This is a genomic window from Salmonella sp. FC25216, assembly GCF_057751355.1.
In genome coordinates this window covers 505,989-522,276 of sequence record NZ_JBDGON010000003.1, presented here as the reverse complement: position 1 = coordinate 522,276, position 16,288 = coordinate 505,989, and the positions used below count along the sequence as shown (strand labels likewise).

The window sequence follows — 16,288 nt, the reverse complement described above, 5'->3', positions numbered from 1 at the left end:
GTTATCCAACAAGAAGTGGCGATAGCCAATAGAGCATCGCCAACCATACGATAAACCCGCCGGTCAGCAGTATACCTGCGCCCCGACCAATCTGGCGCGGATGCCGCCAGCAAAGTAAAGCGAAAACCACGCTAACCAGCAACATCACGCTATAATCACGCCCAAACGCCAGCGGGTTGATCTCCCCCGGGGCGATCAGCGCAGGCAGCCCCAGCACGATGGCGAGATTAAAAATATTGGCGCCAATGATATTGCCGACGGCAATATCATTTTCGCCTTTTCGCACGCCGGCAATCGCCGTGGCCAGTTCTGGCAGACTGGTGCCGACGGCGATGACTGTCAGGCCGAGCGTTAATTCACTCATGGCGAAATAATTCGCCAGTACCGTAGCGTTATCGATTACCATGCGCGTCGCCATCGGCATGATGACCAGCGCAATGCCCAGCCATAAGAACGCGACGGGGAGCCCGCCTTCGCGCGGCAGTTCCGCCAGTTGTTCGCGAGTGAGGCTGTCATTTCCCTGCCGTTCGGCCAGACGCGCGATTTTAACAATGAATAACAGCCATAGCACGGCCAGAAGCAGGAGAAAGATACCATCACTGCGGCTTAACTGTCCGTCATGCAGTACGGAACCGGCTACCACGCTAACAAATAACATTAACGGCAATTCGCGACGTAAAACATCGGAATGCACGGTAAAAGGACGAACCAGCGCCGCCAGCCCTAAGATCAGCAAAATATTGGTGATGTTAGAACCGAGCGCCGCGCCGACGGCTAAATCGAGCTGACCGTGCAGCGATGCGGCAACCGACACAATAATTTCCGGCAGCGAGGTGCCGATACTCACTACCGTCATCCCGATGATCAGCGGGGGAATACCGAATGTACGGCATAAAATAGAGGCTGCAAACACCAGACGATCGGCGCCGTAGGCCACCAGAAGCAAACCAATTATGAGTAGCGCCATCGCTAAAAGCATCTAAAGTCCTTTCTTCAGGTATACTCGCCGGTCCCCTGGAAGGGATATCTGGAAGCCGTAACGAAGTCCTAATTTTGACTTTATGCGGCTAAAAAGTAAAACGAATGCCAGCTTTCGCTAACCCTGTCAGTGAATATTCTGTAATTATGTCGAACCCATGGTTAAATTCAGCGCCATGGTTACCTCAACAAGGCAATACGAAGGATGAATCAATGGGTCAGTCTGTGGCAAATTTAGTCGATATGCGCGACGTCAGCTTTTCCCGTGGCGAACGCTGCATTTTCGATAATATTTCCCTGACGGTGCCGCGCGGGAAGATCACGGCGATCATGGGGCCGTCGGGCATCGGTAAAACCACTCTGTTGCGCCTGATTGGCGGACAGATCCCGCCGGATAAGGGCGAGATCTTATTTGATGGCGAGAATGTGCCGGCCATGTCCCGTTCGCGGCTCTACACCGTCCGCAAACGTATGAGTATGCTGTTTCAGTCGGGAGCGCTGTTTACCGACATGAACGTGTTTGACAATGTGGCCTATCCGCTACGGGAGCACACCACTTTACCCGCGCCGCTGCTAAAAAGCGTTGTGATGATGAAACTGGAGGCTGTCGGGCTGCGCGGCGCGGCAAAACTGATGCCTTCCGAGCTCTCCGGCGGGATGGCGCGCCGCGCCGCGTTGGCGCGCGCCATCGCTCTGGAACCGGATCTCATCATGTTCGATGAGCCGTTTGTCGGCCAGGACCCGATTACCATGGGCGTTCTGGTGAAGCTGATTTCAGAATTGAACAGCGCGCTGGGCGTGACCTGCGTGGTGGTTTCGCATGATGTGCCAGAGGTGCTCAGTATTGCGGATCACGCCTGGATCATGGCGGACAAAAAAATCGTCGCCCACGGTAGCGCTCAGGCGTTGCAGGAGAATACGGACCCGCGCGTGCGTCAGTTCCTTGACGGCATTGCCGACGGGCCGGTTCCGTTCCGCTATCCGGCGGGCGATTATCACCTTGATTTACTCGAAACAGGGAGTTAAGCCACTCATGCTGTTAAATGCGCTGGCAGCACTCGGACACCGCGGGATCAAAACCGTCAGGACGTTCGGGCGTGCCGGGTTAATGTTATTCAATGCGGTTATCGGTAAGCCGGAGTTTCGCAAACATGCGCCGCTGCTGGTGCGCCAGCTTTATAATGTGGGTGTCTTGTCGATGCTTATCATTATTGTCTCCGGCGTATTCATCGGTATGGTGCTGGGGCTGCAAGGCTATCTGGTTCTGACCACTTACAGCGCGGAGACCAGTCTTGGCATGTTAGTGGCGCTTTCGCTGCTGCGCGAGCTGGGGCCGGTGGTCGCGGCGTTGCTGTTTGCCGGGCGGGCCGGGTCGGCGTTGACGGCGGAAATCGGCCTGATGCGGGCGACGGAGCAGCTCTCCAGTATGGAGATGATGGCGGTTGATCCATTGCGCCGGGTGATTTCGCCGCGCTTTTGGGCTGGCGTGATTTCGTTGCCGCTACTGACCATTATCTTTGTGGCGGTCGGTATCTGGGGCGGCTCGTTGGTCGGCGTAAGCTGGAAGGGAATCGACGCCGGGTTCTTCTGGTCCGCGATGCAGAATGCCGTCGACTGGCGTATGGACCTGGTGAACTGTCTGATAAAGAGCGTGGTGTTCGCCATTACGGTAACATGGATTGCGTTATTCAACGGTTATGACGCAATACCGACTTCTGCCGGGATTAGCCGGGCAACGACGCGTACCGTGGTTCACGCATCGTTGGCCGTTCTGGGGCTGGATTTTGTGCTGACCGCACTGATGTTTGGGAATTGAGTTCATGCAAACGAAAAAAAATGAAATTTGGGTAGGCGTTTTTTTGCTGGTGGCGTTGCTGGCGGCGCTGTTTGTGTGCCTGAAGGCGGCAAATGTGACCTCTATGCGCACGGAGCCGACCTATAAGGTTTATGCGACCTTCGATAACATCGGCGGTCTGAAAGTGCGTTCCCCGGTACGCATCGGCGGGGTGGTTGTCGGGCGGGTTGAAGATATCTCGCTTGATCCGAAAACGTACCTGCCGCGCGTAACGCTCGACATCGAAGAGCGTTATAACCATATTCCCGATACCAGCTCGTTGAGTATTCGTACTTCCGGGCTGCTGGGGGAGCAATATCTGGCATTAAACGTCGGTTTTGAAGATCCTGAGCTGGGAACGTCTATCCTCAAAGATGGAAGTACGATCCAGGACACCAAGTCTGCAATGGTGCTGGAAGATATGATTGGTCAGTTCCTTTATAACAGCAAAGGCGACGACAATAAGAATTCTGGCGATGCGCCAGCCGCAACGGAAGGCCATACTGAAGCCACAACGCCCGTGGGCGCAACGAAATAATCTCAGGAGAATTGAGGCATGTTTAAACGACTGATGATGGTGGCCATGCTGGTCATTGCGCCATTAAGCGTAGCAACGGCAGCGGATCAGAGCAATCCTTATAAACTGATGAACGAGGCGGCGCAGAAAACTTTTGATCGCCTGAAAAACGAACAGCCGAAAATTCGCGCCAATCCGGATTACCTGCGCGACGTTGTTGATCAGGAACTCCTGCCGTACGTGCAGGTAAAATATGCCGGCGCGCTGGTGTTAGGCCGCTACTACAAAGATGCGACCCCGGCGCAGCGTGAAGCCTATTTTGCAGCGTTTCGCGAATACCTGAAACAGGCCTACGGCCAGGCGCTGGCGATGTACCACGGTCAGACTTACCAGATAGCGCCTGAGCAACCGCTGGGCGATGCGACCATTGTGCCGATCCGTGTAACGATTATTGATCCCAACGGTCGTCCGCCGGTGCGTCTGGATTTCCAGTGGCGCAAAAATACCCAGACCGGCAACTGGCAGGCGTATGACATGATTGCGGAAGGCGTCAGCATGATCACCACCAAGCAAAATGAGTGGAGTGACCTGCTGCGTACTAAAGGCATCGACGGCCTGACCGCACAATTGAAATCTATCTCTCAACAGAAAATTACTTTAGACGAGAAACAGTAATGACGCCGCAACTCACCTGGACGCGTGAAGCGGGCACACTGATGCTGGCGGGAGAGCTGGATCAGGACGTGTTGACGCCGTTATGGGACGCGCGCGTAGAGGCGATGACAGACGTTACCCGTATCGACCTGAGCCAGATCTCCAGGGTGGATACGGGGGGCCTGGCGCTGCTGGCGCACCTTGTGAACCAGGCAAAAAAACAGGGCAATACCGTGTCATTGTCTGGCGTTAACGATAAGGTCTACGTGTTGGCGCAATTATATAACTTGCCCGAAGACGTACTTCCTCGTATGTAATGAATGCCGGATGGTTTATCCGGCCTACACTTCGCATGATCTTCGTAGGCCTGATAAGACGCGTTAGCGGTGCCATCCGGCACTTTTACAGCTCTGATTTATCAGCGTGATCTTTTGCTTATTTAAGACGGCGCCACTTTGCTCTAAGATGTTGGGCTGTTTTCACTATTTGACGAATAAAGAACCCATGGAAAATCATGAAATTCAGAGTGTGCTGATGAATGCCCTCTCCCTCCAGGAAGTCCACGTCTCCGGCGATGGCAGTCACTTTCAGGTTATTGCCGTGGGCGAGATGTTTGACGGCATGAGCCGGGTCAAGAAACAGCAAACGGTCTATGGCCCGCTAATGGAGTACATTGCGGACAACCGTATCCATGCCGTATCGATCAAAGCGTATACCCCGGCAGAATGGGCGCGCGATCGTAAACTTAACGGATTTTAAGCTACGGGTAAGGGTAACCTGCCGGTAGCGGAGATGAATGCTTAATTGAGAATACAATAATGGATAAATTTCGTGTACAGGGGCCAACGACGCTCCAGGGCGAAGTCACAATTTCCGGCGCCAAAAACGCCGCGCTGCCGATCCTGTTCGCCGCGCTGCTGGCAGAAGAGCCGGTAGAGATCCAAAACGTCCCAAAACTGAAAGACGTGGATACGTCAATGAAGCTCCTGAGCCAATTAGGGGCGAAAGTGGAACGCAATGGATCGGTACACATTGACGCCAGCCAGGTGAACGTGTTCTGCGCGCCTTATGATCTGGTTAAGACCATGCGCGCCTCGATATGGGCGCTGGGGCCGCTGGTTGCCCGTTTTGGTCAGGGACAAGTCTCCCTGCCGGGGGGATGCACTATCGGCGCGCGTCCGGTTGATCTGCATATTACCGGTCTGGAACAACTAGGTGCGACCATCAAGCTGGAAGAGGGTTACGTAAAGGCCTCCGTGGAAGGGCGTCTTAAAGGGGCGCATATCGTGATGGATAAGGTCAGCGTCGGCGCGACTGTCACCATTATGTGCGCCGCTACGCTGGCGGAAGGGACGACCATTATTGAAAATGCCGCGCGCGAGCCGGAAATTGTCGACACCGCTAACTTCCTGATTGCTCTGGGGGCGAAGATCGCCGGGCAGGGCACCGATCGTATTACGATCGAGGGCGTAGAGCGTCTGGGTGGCGGCGTTTATCGTGTGCTGCCGGATCGTATCGAAACGGGGACTTTCCTGGTGGCGGCAGCGATCTCTCGCGGTAAAATCATCTGCCGTAACGCGCAACCGGACACTCTGGACGCGGTACTGGCGAAACTGCGTGATGCTGGTGCGGACATCGAAGTGGGCAAGGACTGGATTAGTCTGGACATGCACGGCAAACGACCAAAGGCGGTCAATGTTCGTACTGCACCGCATCCGGCATTTCCGACCGATATGCAGGCACAGTTCACGTTGCTAAACCTGGTGGCGGAGGGGACAGGCTTTATCACAGAAACCGTTTTTGAAAACCGTTTTATGCATGTGCCTGAACTCAGCCGCATGGGCGCGCGTGCGGAAATTGAAAGCAATACCGTGATATGCCATGGCGTAGAAACACTCTCTGGCGCACAGGTCATGGCGACAGATCTGCGGGCATCTGCGAGCCTGGTGCTGGCGGGCTGTATTGCGGAAGGTACGACGGTTGTGGATCGCATATATCACATCGATCGCGGTTATGAGCGCATCGAAGATAAACTGCGCGCGCTAGGCGCCAATATTGAACGTGTGAAAGGCGAATAACCTTCTGTTCGCTGAATAACCCCCGCGAACGCTGTTGCGGGGGTTGTTTTGCAGGCATTCACTCTACATTCTGCTTGCCTTTATTACGCGCTCTCATGAGCCGCGTTCTGTCGATAAACTCATGCGTGTGCGGATCGTGATAACGCGATGGCCAAATAACCCAGGGTTCCGTTCCCAATGCTTTCGCGATAATCAACTCTCCTTTCGGCCACGGGCGCGTTAACGCATTGGCCAGCGTGGATGAACTCAATCCATTCCGGCGTGACTCAGCGGCCATTGAAGTCCCTTTTTTACGCAGCCCGGCAATGATATCGGCCGGATGCCAGTCAATAAGCTTGCTTTCCATACATCCATCACTCCTGAGGTTAATCATTTACGGTTTTAACAACCCGACGACGTTCGATACTATAACGCTTCGTGAAAGAATGTTCTAAAAAGTTCATGTAAGTGGCGGCAATATTCAGAATATGCCAAGGAAAGCCGCATAGAAAAAGATGGGCAAGAGAATATCTGGAGTTTATTGGAGCTTAATGGAATATCCCGCGCAGGGCGCGGGATAAGAGAATAGCATTAACGATCGCGTTGCACCGCGATGTGTGCGAGACCGATTAGCGCCTCACGCCATGGGGTATCCGGTAATATCTGCAACGCGGATATCGCTTTGTCGGCTTCTTCTTCCGCTCGCTGACGCGTCCATTCCAGCGAGCCGCAGGTGGTCATCGCTTCCAGAACCGGTTCCAGAAGATGACGACCATTACCTTGTTCAATAGCGGTACGGATCATCGCTGATTGTTCTGGCGTACCGTGACGCATGGCGTGAAGCAACGGTAAGGTGGGTTTGCCCTCATTGAGGTCATCGCCCACATTTTTACCGAGATGCTCGCCGTCGGCGCTGTAATCCAGCAGATCGTCAATGAGCTGAAAAGCCGTACCCAGGTAGCGGCCATAGTCCTGCAACCCTTTCTCTTGCTCAGGCGTACAACCGGCGAGAATACCGGAACATTGGGCGGCGGCTTCGAACAGACGCGCAGTTTTACTGTAAATCACCCGCATGTAATTTTCTTCGGTAATGTCCGGGTCATTCACGTTCATCAATTGCAGCACTTCGCCTTCTGCAATCACGTTGACCGCTTCCGACATCACTTCCAGCACTTTTAGCGAGCCGAGGCTGGTCATCATCTGGAAGGCGCGGGTATAGATAAAGTCGCCGACCAGCACGCTGGCGGCATTACCAAAGGCGGCATTTGCCGTTGCCTTGCCGCGACGCATATCGGATTCATCCACCACATCATCATGCAGCAGCGTCGCCGTGTGGATAAACTCGATCAGAGCGGCGATAGTCACGTGCGCGTTGCCCTGATAACCCACCGCGCGCGCGGCAAGAACGGCAATCATCGGACGAATGCGTTTTCCGCCGCCGCTAATGATGTAATATCCTAGCTGATTAATCAGTTGAACGTCGGAATTAAGCTGTTCAAGGATTGTCGCATTGACACCCGCCATATCTTGCGCGGTTAACTCGTTGATTTTTTCTAAATTCATCGCAAAAGCCGGGCTTATCGCCCCGATTATCCCATGTCTGAATGAGGTAACGTAGGGTTTATGGTTAGAAATATACTCTGATTGTACTGAAAAAACGCCGCAGATAAACGTTACCGTATGCGTTGTTTTTTTTTTCTTCATGTATTGATGGTAGCACTTGTCAAAGCCGTGCAATTTGCGTAATATTCGCGCCCTATTGTGAATATTTATAGCGCGCTCTGAATCATTGAAAAGGTGTGCGCGGAAGCGGAGTTTTTTATGTACGCGGTTTTCCAAAGTGGTGGTAAACAACACCGAGTAAGCGAAGGTCAGACCGTTCGCCTGGAAAAGCTGGACATCGCAACTGGCGAAACTATTGAGTTCGCTGAAGTTCTGATGATCGCAAACGGTGAAGAAGTCAAAATCGGCGTTCCTTTCGTTGATGGCGGCGTAATCAAAGCTGAAGTTGTTGCCCACGGTCGTGGCGAGAAAGTTAAAATCGTTAAGTTTCGTCGTCGTAAACACTACCGTAAGCAGCAGGGCCATCGTCAGTGGTTCACTGATGTGAAAATCACCGGCATCAGCGCTTAAGAATAGGGGAGCAGATTAAATGGCACATAAAAAGGCTGGCGGCTCGACTCGTAACGGTCGCGATTCTGAAGCTAAACGTCTGGGCGTAAAACGCTTTGGCGGTGAAGCAGTTCTGGCAGGCAGCATCATCGTTCGTCAACGTGGTACTAAATTCCACGCTGGCACCAACGTTGGTTGCGGTCGTGACCACACTCTGTTTGCTAAAGCAGACGGTAAAGTGAAATTCGAAGTTAAAGGCCCGAAAAACCGTAAATACATCAGCATCGTTGCTGAGTAAGTTCTTCGTGGTCCGGTAACGGATGAGAGCCCCGCACCTGTTGCGGGGCTTTTTACATTCGATGGCCGACTAAAATATACCCGTGTGGCTGTGCGAATGCCGTTAACGGGTCTTTGCAGGGAATACGGCATGAAGCAGCAGGCAGGCATTGGTATTCTTTTAGCGCTCACTACTGCGATGTGCTGGGGAGCGCTGCCAATAGCAATGAAGCAAGTGCTGGAGGTGATGGAGCCTCCAACCATTGTCTTCTACCGCTTCTTAATGGCCAGTATTGGCCTCGGGGCGATACTGGCAGTAAAAAGAAAGCTGCCGCCGCTGCGTATTTTTCGTAAGCCGCGCTGGCTGGTATTACTGGCGATAGCGACCTGCGGACTGTTCGGTAATTTCATTTTGTTCAGTTCTTCCTTGCAATATTTAAGCCCAACGGCGTCGCAGGTTATCGGCCAGCTTTCGCCGGTCGGCATGATGGTCGCCAGCGTCTTTATTCTGAAAGAAAAGATGCGCGGTACGCAGGTGATTGGCGCGCTGATGTTATTGAGCGGGCTGGTGATGTTTTTTAACACCAGTCTGATCGAGATTTTTACCCGACTGACCGACTACACCTGGGGCGTTATTTTTGGCGTAGGCGCGGCGATGGTATGGGTGAGTTATGGCGTGGCGCAAAAAATATTATTGCGACGTCTGGCCTCGCAGCAAATCCTGTTTTTACTGTACACTTTATGTACGATAGCGCTCTTACCGCTGGCAAAACCGATGGTGATAGCGCAACTGAGTGACTGGCAGCTCGCCTGTTTGATTTTCTGCGGGCTGAATACGCTGGTAGGATATGGCGCCCTGGCGGAAGCGATGGCGCGTTGGCAGGCGGCGCAGGTGAGCGCGATAATCACGCTTACACCGCTATTTACCCTGCTGTTTTCAGATCTTTTATCTATGGCCTGGCCCGATTTCTTCGCCAGACCGATGTTAAACCTTTTAGGTTATCTCGGTGCGTTTGTCGTGGTTGCGGGCGCGATGTATTCCGCCATTGGTCATCGTATTTGGGGCGGTTTACGCAAGCATGAAACGGTGGTTTCGCAACCCCGCTCAGGCGAATGATTTACGGAGAGTAAAATGAAGTTTGTTGATGAAGCATCGATTCTGGTCGTTGCAGGCGATGGCGGTAATGGCTGTGTGAGCTTCCGCCGCGAAAAATATATCCCGAAAGGCGGCCCGGACGGCGGTGATGGCGGCGACGGCGGCGACGTCTGGATGGAAGCCGATGAAAACCTGAATACGCTGATCGATTACCGCTTTGAAAAATCGTTCCGCGCTGAACGTGGTCAGAATGGCGCGAGCCGCGACTGTACCGGTAAACGCGGTAAAGACGTGACCATCAAAGTGCCGGTCGGTACGCGCATTATCGACCAGGGAACCGGTGAAACGATGGGCGACATGACCAAACACGGTCAGCGTCTGTTGGTCGCGAAGGGCGGCTGGCATGGGTTAGGCAATACCCGTTTCAAATCCTCGGTTAACCGTACGCCGCGCCAGAAAACCAACGGTACGCCGGGCGATAAGCGCGACCTGCTGCTGGAACTGATGCTGCTGGCGGATGTCGGGATGCTGGGGATGCCAAACGCCGGTAAATCAACGTTCATTCGCGCGGTATCGGCAGCAAAACCAAAAGTCGCGGACTATCCATTTACCACGCTGGTGCCGAGCCTGGGTGTGGTACGTATGGACAACGAAAAGAGTTTTGTGGTGGCCGACATTCCGGGGTTGATCGAAGGCGCGGCGGAAGGCGCGGGCCTGGGAATTCGCTTCCTGAAGCACCTCGAACGTTGCCGCGTACTGCTGCACCTCATTGATATCGATCCGATCGACGGTTCCGATCCGGTGGAAAACGCCCGTATCATTATTGGCGAACTGGAAAAATACAGCCAGGATCTGGCGGCTAAACCGCGCTGGTTAGTGTTCAACAAAATCGATCTGATGGATAAAGCCGAAGCGGAAGAGAAAGCGAAAGCGATCGCCGAAGCGTTGGGCTGGGAAGGGAAATACTATCTGATTTCCGCTGCCAGTCAGCTAGGAGTGAAAGATCTCTGCTGGGATGTGATGACCTTTATCATCGAGAACCCGATCGCGCAGGCTGAAGAAGCGAAACAGCCGGAAAAAGTCGAGTTCATGTGGGATGATTATCATCGTCAGCAGTTGGCTGAAGTGGAAGAAGACGCAGACGATGATTGGGATGACGACTGGGACGAAGACGACGAAGAAGGCGTCGAGTTCATCTATAAGCGTTAATCGGCTTTAAATGCCCGGTGGCGCTTGCGCTTACCGGGCCTACATACTTGTAGGCCGGATAAGGCGCAAAGCGCCGCCATCCGGCAATCAAACGCTCCACCTAGTTGTTCTGATAAATATCCTTGTACAGCCGGCTTTCAAAGCGCACTAACGGGATGCGGCGATTACGCTGATCGGCTGGTGGAACCGCGTAGCCGGACAAATACTGTACAAATGCCATCCGTTGCCCGCTTGCGGTGGTAATAAAGCCCGCCAGGTTATACACCCCCTGCAGTGACCCGGTTTTCGCTGAAACCTTACCGTCTACGCCCGCCTGATGCAGCCCGGCGCGATATTGTAATGAACCATCATAGCCCGCCAGCGGCAGCATAGAGATAAAGTTCAGCTCATTATCGTGTTGAGCGATATATTGCAGCACCTGCATCATCGTGGCGGGAGCGATCAGGTTATGACGAGAGAGGCCTGAACCATCGGCAATAATGGTATTGCCTATGTCGATTCCCGCCTGTTGGCGCAGGATCTGGCGAACGGCATCCGATCCCGCCCGCCAGGTGCCAGGCACGTTAAACCTGACATGACCAATCATCCGAAAAACAGTATCAGCGATCATATTGTCTGACTTTTTCAGCATAATCTTAAGCAGATCGTGCAGTGGCGCCGACTGTTTACTGGCGACGATTGTTCCGGGCTCGTTAACCAGCGTCTGACGCAGCAACGTGCCGCGGTAAGTTATTCCGGCCTCTTTCAGCTCCTGCTTGAGGATCGCGCCCGCGTAGCTGGCACCGTCCTGAATAGCAAAGGCCAGCGGCAGCGGGTCGGTGCGCTGTGGTAAACAGCCGGTAAGCGTATAACGGTTCAAATCCCCAGGCACAACATCCAGCTCGCAATACTGCGCTTCTGCCGAACCGCGCGGCAGGGTCCGCACCTGGCTGAACATCGTTACCGGATAATAAGAGGCCACGCGAATAAAGGCTAAATCGTTTGGTTTTTGCGCGCTATAAAGCGACACAGAAAAGCAGTTACGGTCAACGATGGCGGCGGCGGGAGGCGCGCTGAAACACTGCGTCAGGTCGTTCCACGGCCAGCCTGGCGCTTTATCGTGGCTGGCGAAAATCGACGTGTCGATAAGCACATTGCCGTCGATTTGCGTGACGCCGGACTTTTTCAGCGTCGCGACCATATTGCGAATATCCTGACGTCTTAGCGTTGGATCGCCGCCGAAGCGCGCAATTAAGTCACCTTTTAAGATGCCGTTATCGACGCTGCCTTTGGTCTCCAGCGTGGTCGTAAAACGGAAATCCGGGCCGAGTTGAATCAGCGCCGCCAGCGCGGTAATCACTTTTTGGGTGCTGGCGGGAAGCGCCATCTGCTGACTATGGTAATCAATAGCCGGCGCGGGCGCGCCAACCTTTTGCACCATCAGCGCGAGGTTGGCGCCAGCCGGAAGCTGTTTGATGTATTCGTCAATATTCGCGGCCTGAACGCTGAACGCTATACTGGTAGTCAATCCGATGATAAATCTGGAAAATCGCATAATCTCGCGCTAACACCCTGGAAACAAGCCGTCATACTACGGCGCAACGCCCTAAAAAGTAAACGATGACCCATAGGGAACTCCAGGGTAAAATGGGTATCAAAGAGGAAATTGTAGCTGACCTGGGACTGCGCGCCCGGGTTGGTGTTTTTTTGCTTCTGACCCTGGTATGGCATATGCCGGGGCTGGCTTAGCAGCCGGGGTAGAGTTCATTGCCCCCTACAGGAATGTTCAAGAGGTATAACAAATGCAAGCTATTCCGATGACCTTACGCGGTGCCGAAAAACTGCGCGAAGAGCTGGATTTTCTGAAATCTGTGCGCCGTCCTGAAATCATCGCCGCTATCGCCGAAGCGCGTGAACATGGCGATTTAAAAGAAAACGCGGAGTATCATGCTGCACGCGAACAGCAGGGTTTCTGCGAAGGACGTATTAAAGATATCGAAGCAAAACTGTCGAATGCGCAGGTGATTGATGTCACCAAAATGCCGAACAATGGTCGTGTGATTTTTGGCGCTACCGTCACGGTGCTGAACCTGGACACCGACGAAGAGCAGACCTACCGTATTGTTGGCGATGATGAGGCGGATTTTAAGCAAAATCTCATTTCGGTAAACTCGCCAATCGCTCGCGGCCTGATCGGCAAAGAGCAGGATGACGTCGTGGTGATCAAAACGCCTGGCGGCGATGTGGAATATGAAGTGCTTAAAGTGGAATACCTTTAAGTAGTACTCAATACGCAAATTGTTGGTGTATTGTAAAGAAAGGAAAAAGGCCGCATAGCGGCCTTTTATCAACGGAGAGAGCGTGGCATTTTGCTCTCCTGCTCGTGGAAAACCCCTCGTTTTACACAGATTTTGTGTTCGACTTTAGGATATCCTTAACGCGGCAGCGAGATTTTACGCTCTTTAGTTGGGCGATACAGCACCAGCGTTTTACCGATGACCTGTACGTTACAGGCGCCGGTTTCGCGCACGATAGCGTCCACGATCAAGGTTTTTGTTTCGCGATCTTCCGAGGCGATTTTCACCTTGATAAGTTCATGGTGCTCTAACGCTTGTTCAATCTCGGCCAGTACCCCTTCGGTCAAACCATTATTGCCAAGCATAACAACAGGCTTGAGCGGATGTGCCAGACCTTTTAGGTGCTGTTTTTGTTTAGTACTCAGATTCATCGTATATTTTTGCTTACGTTGGGATTGAAAACGGGTCATTCTACCGCCATCTCCCTTATATCGCCAAATAGGCGTGTAGAAATTTACGCCATTGGCTACGATGAACTGCCCCGACGGGAAAGTTAAATGACAGGTAAAAAGCGTTCTGCCAGCTCAAGCCGCTGGCTTCAGGAACACTTTAGCGATAAATATGTTCAACAGGCGCAGAAAAAGGGGCTACGCTCCCGTGCCTGGTTTAAACTTGATGAAATACAGCAAAGTGACAAACTTTTTAAGCCGGGAATGACGGTAGTCGATCTCGGCGCTGCGCCAGGAGGCTGGTCACAATATGTGGTCACGCAGATTGGCGGTAAAGGCCGTATCATCGCTTGTGATCTTTTACCTATGGATCCTATCGTTGGTGTGGACTTTCTTCAGGGCGATTTTCGTGATGAACTTGTCATGAAAGCGTTACTGGAACGCGTGGGTGACAGTAAAGTACAAGTTGTCATGTCGGATATGGCACCAAACATGAGCGGAACACCGGCGGTGGATATCCCCCGCGCCATGTATCTGGTGGAGCTGGCGTTAGAGATGTGCCGCGATGTGCTGGCGCCAGGCGGAAGTTTTGTAGTGAAGGTGTTCCAGGGCGAAGGTTTCGATGAGTATCTAAGGGAAATTCGCTCCCTGTTTACGAAGGTCAAAGTTCGTAAGCCGGACTCTTCGCGTGCGCGTTCGCGTGAAGTGTACATTGTAGCGACCGGGCGAAAGTGATAACCGGCAGATTTCAGACGTAAGGTTTGAAAGAAACTGGATATAGAGTATCCTGACGCTGTTTTTAACACAGTTGTAATAAGAGGTTAATCCCTTGAGTGACATGGCGAAAAACCTAATACTCTGGCTGGTCATTGCCGTTGTGCTGATGTCAGTATTCCAGAGCTTTGGGCCCAGCGAGTCTAATGGCCGTAAGGTGGATTACTCTACCTTCCTGCAAGAGGTCAATCAGGACCAGGTTCGCGAAGCGCGTATCAACGGACGTGAGATCAACGTTACCAAGAAAGATAGTAACCGTTACACGACTTACATTCCGATTAATGATCCGAAGCTGCTTGATAACCTGCTGACTAAAAACGTCAAGGTTGTTGGCGAACCTCCCGAAGAGCCAAGCCTGCTGGCTTCTATCTTCATTTCCTGGTTCCCGATGCTGTTGCTGATCGGCGTCTGGATCTTCTTCATGCGTCAGATGCAGGGCGGCGGTGGCAAAGGCGCCATGTCGTTCGGTAAGAGCAAGGCGCGTATGCTGACGGAAGATCAGATCAAAACCACGTTTGCTGACGTCGCGGGCTGTGACGAAGCGAAAGAAGAAGTGGCGGAACTGGTTGAATACCTGCGTGAACCGAGCCGCTTCCAGAAGCTGGGCGGTAAAATTCCGAAAGGCGTTCTGATGGTCGGACCGCCGGGTACCGGTAAAACCCTGCTGGCAAAAGCCATTGCAGGTGAAGCGAAGGTGCCATTCTTTACGATTTCCGGTTCTGACTTTGTGGAAATGTTCGTTGGTGTTGGTGCATCCCGTGTGCGCGACATGTTCGAACAGGCCAAGAAAGCGGCGCCGTGCATTATCTTCATCGATGAAATTGACGCCGTAGGTCGCCAGCGTGGCGCAGGTCTTGGCGGCGGTCATGATGAACGTGAGCAGACGTTGAACCAGATGCTGGTTGAGATGGACGGCTTCGAGGGTAACGAAGGTATCATCGTTATCGCGGCGACCAACCGTCCTGACGTCCTTGACCCTGCGCTGCTGCGTCCAGGTCGTTTTGACCGTCAGGTGGTGGTTGGCCTGCCGGATGTTCGCGGTCGTGAGCAGATTCTGAAGGTGCATATGCGTCGCGTACCGTTAGCGACGGACATTGATGCAGCGATCATCGCGCGCGGTACGCCGGGCTTCTCCGGTGCGGACCTGGCGAACCTGGTCAACGAAGCGGCGCTGTTTGCCGCACGCGGCAACAAACGCGTAGTGTCGATGGTCGAGTTCGAGAAAGCGAAAGACAAAATCATGATGGGCGCCGAACGTCGCTCCATGGTGATGACGGAAGCGCAGAAAGAGTCGACCGCTTACCACGAAGCGGGCCACGCGATTATCGGTCGCCTGGTGCCGGAACACGATCCGGTGCACAAAGTGACGATTATCCCACGTGGTCGTGCGTTGGGTGTGACCTTCTTTCTGCCTGAAGGCGACGCGATCAGCGCCAGCCGTCAGAAGCTGGAAAGTCAGATCTCTACCCTGTACGGCGGCCGTCTGGCGGAAGAGATTATCTACGGCGTTGAGCATGTTTCCACTGGCGCGTCGAACGACATTAAAGTCGCGACGAACCTGGCGCGTAACATGGTGACCCAGTGGGGCTTCTCGGAGAAACTCGGTCCGTTGCTGTACGCAGAAGAAGAGGGTGAAGTGTTCCTCGGCCGTAGCGTCGCGAAAGCGAAGCATATGTCCGATGAAACTGCGCGTATCATCGACCAGGAAGTGAAAGCGCTGATTGAACGTAACTACAATCGCGCCCGTCAGATCCTGACTGATAATATGGATATTCTGCACGCCATGAAAGATGCGCTGATGAAATATGAAACCATCGATGCGCCGCAGATTGATGACTTGATGGCGCGTCGTGAAGTGCGTCCGCCTGCGGGCTGGGAAGATCCAAACGGCACCAATAACTCTGACAGCAATGGTACGCCTCGTGCGCCGCGTCCGGTTGATGAACCACGCACGCCGAACCCGGGCAACACGATGTCAGAGCAGTTGGGCGACAAATAAGCGTTTGTTGTACAACACTATGTTTAGCGCTCACCGAAACCCTGGGGCTTGCCCCGG

At 53.4% G+C, this 16,288-nt stretch carries 19 protein-coding genes; 14 read left to right on the top strand and 5 right to left on the bottom strand.

Features of this window, described 5'->3' with window-relative positions:
* Position 1: 1 nt before the first annotated feature.
* Positions 2 to 979 carry a calcium/sodium antiporter gene (locus AC3G3F_RS08755; protein WP_023246383.1) on the bottom strand — a complete coding sequence of 326 codons (978 nt, stop codon included), beginning with the start codon at positions 977 to 979 and terminating at the stop codon, positions 2 to 4.
* Positions 980 to 1,191: 212 nt separating this feature from the next.
* On the opposite strand from AC3G3F_RS08755, the gene mlaF reads away from it, so the two are divergent.
* The 7 genes from mlaF (at position 1,192) to murA (ending at position 6,061) form a co-directional block, all read left to right on the top strand.
* Entirely contained in the window at positions 1,192 to 2,004 is an 813-nt protein-coding gene (mlaF, locus tag AC3G3F_RS08750; RefSeq protein ID WP_053508286.1) for a phospholipid ABC transporter ATP-binding protein MlaF, read from the top strand.
* Positions 2,005 to 2,011: 7 nt separating this feature from the next.
* A complete protein-coding gene (gene mlaE / locus AC3G3F_RS08745) occupies positions 2,012 to 2,794 on the top strand; it encodes a lipid asymmetry maintenance ABC transporter permease subunit MlaE (RefSeq protein WP_023246385.1) in 783 nt (260 codons plus the stop codon).
* 4 nt (positions 2,795 to 2,798) lie between these two features.
* A complete protein-coding gene (gene mlaD, locus AC3G3F_RS08740; RefSeq protein ID WP_023246386.1) occupies positions 2,799 to 3,350 on the top strand; it encodes an outer membrane lipid asymmetry maintenance protein MlaD in 552 nt (183 codons plus the stop codon).
* An 18-nt stretch (positions 3,351 to 3,368) separates the two neighbouring features.
* Positions 3,369 to 4,004, top strand: coding sequence for a phospholipid-binding protein MlaC (gene mlaC, locus AC3G3F_RS08735; protein WP_023246387.1), 636 nt, complete (start codon positions 3,369 to 3,371; stop codon positions 4,002 to 4,004).
* Positions 4,004 to 4,300: a lipid asymmetry maintenance protein MlaB gene (gene mlaB / locus AC3G3F_RS08730; protein WP_023246388.1), complete on the top strand. Its 297-nt coding sequence runs from the start codon at positions 4,004 to 4,006 to the stop codon at positions 4,298 to 4,300. Before mlaC ends, mlaB begins: the two co-directional genes overlap by 1 nt.
* Positions 4,301 to 4,487: 187 nt before the next feature.
* Positions 4,488 to 4,742 carry a BolA family iron metabolism protein IbaG gene (gene ibaG / locus AC3G3F_RS08725; protein ID WP_001518349.1) on the top strand — a complete coding sequence of 85 codons (255 nt, stop codon included), beginning with the start codon at positions 4,488 to 4,490 and terminating at the stop codon, positions 4,740 to 4,742.
* Positions 4,743 to 4,801: 59 nt separating this feature from the next.
* Entirely contained in the window at positions 4,802 to 6,061 is a 1,260-nt protein-coding gene (gene murA, locus AC3G3F_RS08720) for a UDP-N-acetylglucosamine 1-carboxyvinyltransferase (protein ID WP_079796082.1), read from the top strand.
* A gap of 58 nt (positions 6,062 to 6,119) precedes the next feature.
* Here the strand turns inward: murA and sfsB are convergent, their stop codons facing one another.
* Both sfsB and ispB read right to left on the bottom strand, forming a co-directional pair.
* Positions 6,120 to 6,407, bottom strand: a complete 288-nt coding sequence (gene sfsB, locus AC3G3F_RS08715) for a DNA-binding transcriptional regulator SfsB (RefSeq protein ID WP_023246390.1) — start codon at positions 6,405 to 6,407, stop codon at positions 6,120 to 6,122.
* 224 nt (positions 6,408 to 6,631) lie between these two features.
* Positions 6,632 to 7,603, bottom strand: coding sequence for an octaprenyl diphosphate synthase (ispB, locus tag AC3G3F_RS08710; protein ID WP_001047354.1), 972 nt, complete (start codon positions 7,601 to 7,603; stop codon positions 6,632 to 6,634).
* A 258-nt stretch (positions 7,604 to 7,861) separates the two neighbouring features.
* On the opposite strand from ispB, the gene rplU reads away from it, so the two are divergent.
* From rplU to cgtA, 4 genes are all read left to right on the top strand, one after another.
* On the top strand, positions 7,862 to 8,173 hold the full coding sequence (gene rplU / locus AC3G3F_RS08705; protein WP_000271396.1) for a 50S ribosomal protein L21: 312 nt from the start codon (positions 7,862 to 7,864) through the stop codon (positions 8,171 to 8,173).
* 19 nt (positions 8,174 to 8,192) lie between these two features.
* The gene (rpmA, locus tag AC3G3F_RS08700; RefSeq protein WP_000940593.1) at positions 8,193 to 8,450 is read left to right on the top strand and encodes a 50S ribosomal protein L27; all 258 of its coding nucleotides are present in this window, start codon (positions 8,193 to 8,195) and stop codon (positions 8,448 to 8,450) included.
* Positions 8,451 to 8,579: 129 nt separating this feature from the next.
* Complete coding sequence (locus AC3G3F_RS08695) at positions 8,580 to 9,545, top strand: DMT family transporter (protein ID WP_023246391.1); 966 nt, start codon at positions 8,580 to 8,582, stop codon at positions 9,543 to 9,545.
* A 15-nt stretch (positions 9,546 to 9,560) separates the two neighbouring features.
* Positions 9,561 to 10,733 carry an Obg family GTPase CgtA gene (gene cgtA, locus AC3G3F_RS08690; protein WP_023246392.1) on the top strand — a complete coding sequence of 391 codons (1,173 nt, stop codon included), beginning with the start codon at positions 9,561 to 9,563 and terminating at the stop codon, positions 10,731 to 10,733.
* Between the two features lie 100 nt (positions 10,734 to 10,833).
* Here cgtA and dacB read toward each other — a convergent pair whose 3' ends face one another.
* A complete protein-coding gene (dacB, locus tag AC3G3F_RS08685) occupies positions 10,834 to 12,267 on the bottom strand; it encodes a serine-type D-Ala-D-Ala carboxypeptidase (protein WP_053508280.1) in 1,434 nt (477 codons plus the stop codon).
* A gap of 247 nt (positions 12,268 to 12,514) precedes the next feature.
* On the opposite strand from dacB, the gene greA reads away from it, so the two are divergent.
* Entirely contained in the window at positions 12,515 to 12,991 is a 477-nt protein-coding gene (gene greA, locus AC3G3F_RS08680; RefSeq protein WP_001148008.1) for a transcription elongation factor GreA, read from the top strand.
* Between the two features lie 155 nt (positions 12,992 to 13,146).
* On the opposite strand, the gene yhbY is transcribed toward greA, so the two are convergent.
* Positions 13,147 to 13,440 (bottom strand): ribosome assembly RNA-binding protein YhbY, encoded by a 294-nt coding sequence (yhbY, locus tag AC3G3F_RS08675; protein ID WP_001592995.1) that lies wholly within the window; start codon positions 13,438 to 13,440, stop codon positions 13,147 to 13,149.
* Positions 13,441 to 13,566: 126 nt separating this feature from the next.
* Here yhbY and rlmE point away from each other — a divergent pair, with 126 nt between their 5' ends.
* Both rlmE and ftsH read left to right on the top strand, forming a co-directional pair.
* Positions 13,567 to 14,193: a 23S rRNA (uridine(2552)-2'-O)-methyltransferase RlmE gene (rlmE, locus tag AC3G3F_RS08670; RefSeq protein ID WP_000145974.1), complete on the top strand. Its 627-nt coding sequence runs from the start codon at positions 13,567 to 13,569 to the stop codon at positions 14,191 to 14,193.
* 103 nt (positions 14,194 to 14,296) lie between these two features.
* Positions 14,297 to 16,231 carry an ATP-dependent zinc metalloprotease FtsH gene (ftsH, locus tag AC3G3F_RS08665; RefSeq protein ID WP_023246394.1) on the top strand — a complete coding sequence of 645 codons (1,935 nt, stop codon included), beginning with the start codon at positions 14,297 to 14,299 and terminating at the stop codon, positions 16,229 to 16,231.
* Positions 16,232 to 16,288: the final 57 nt, after the last annotated feature.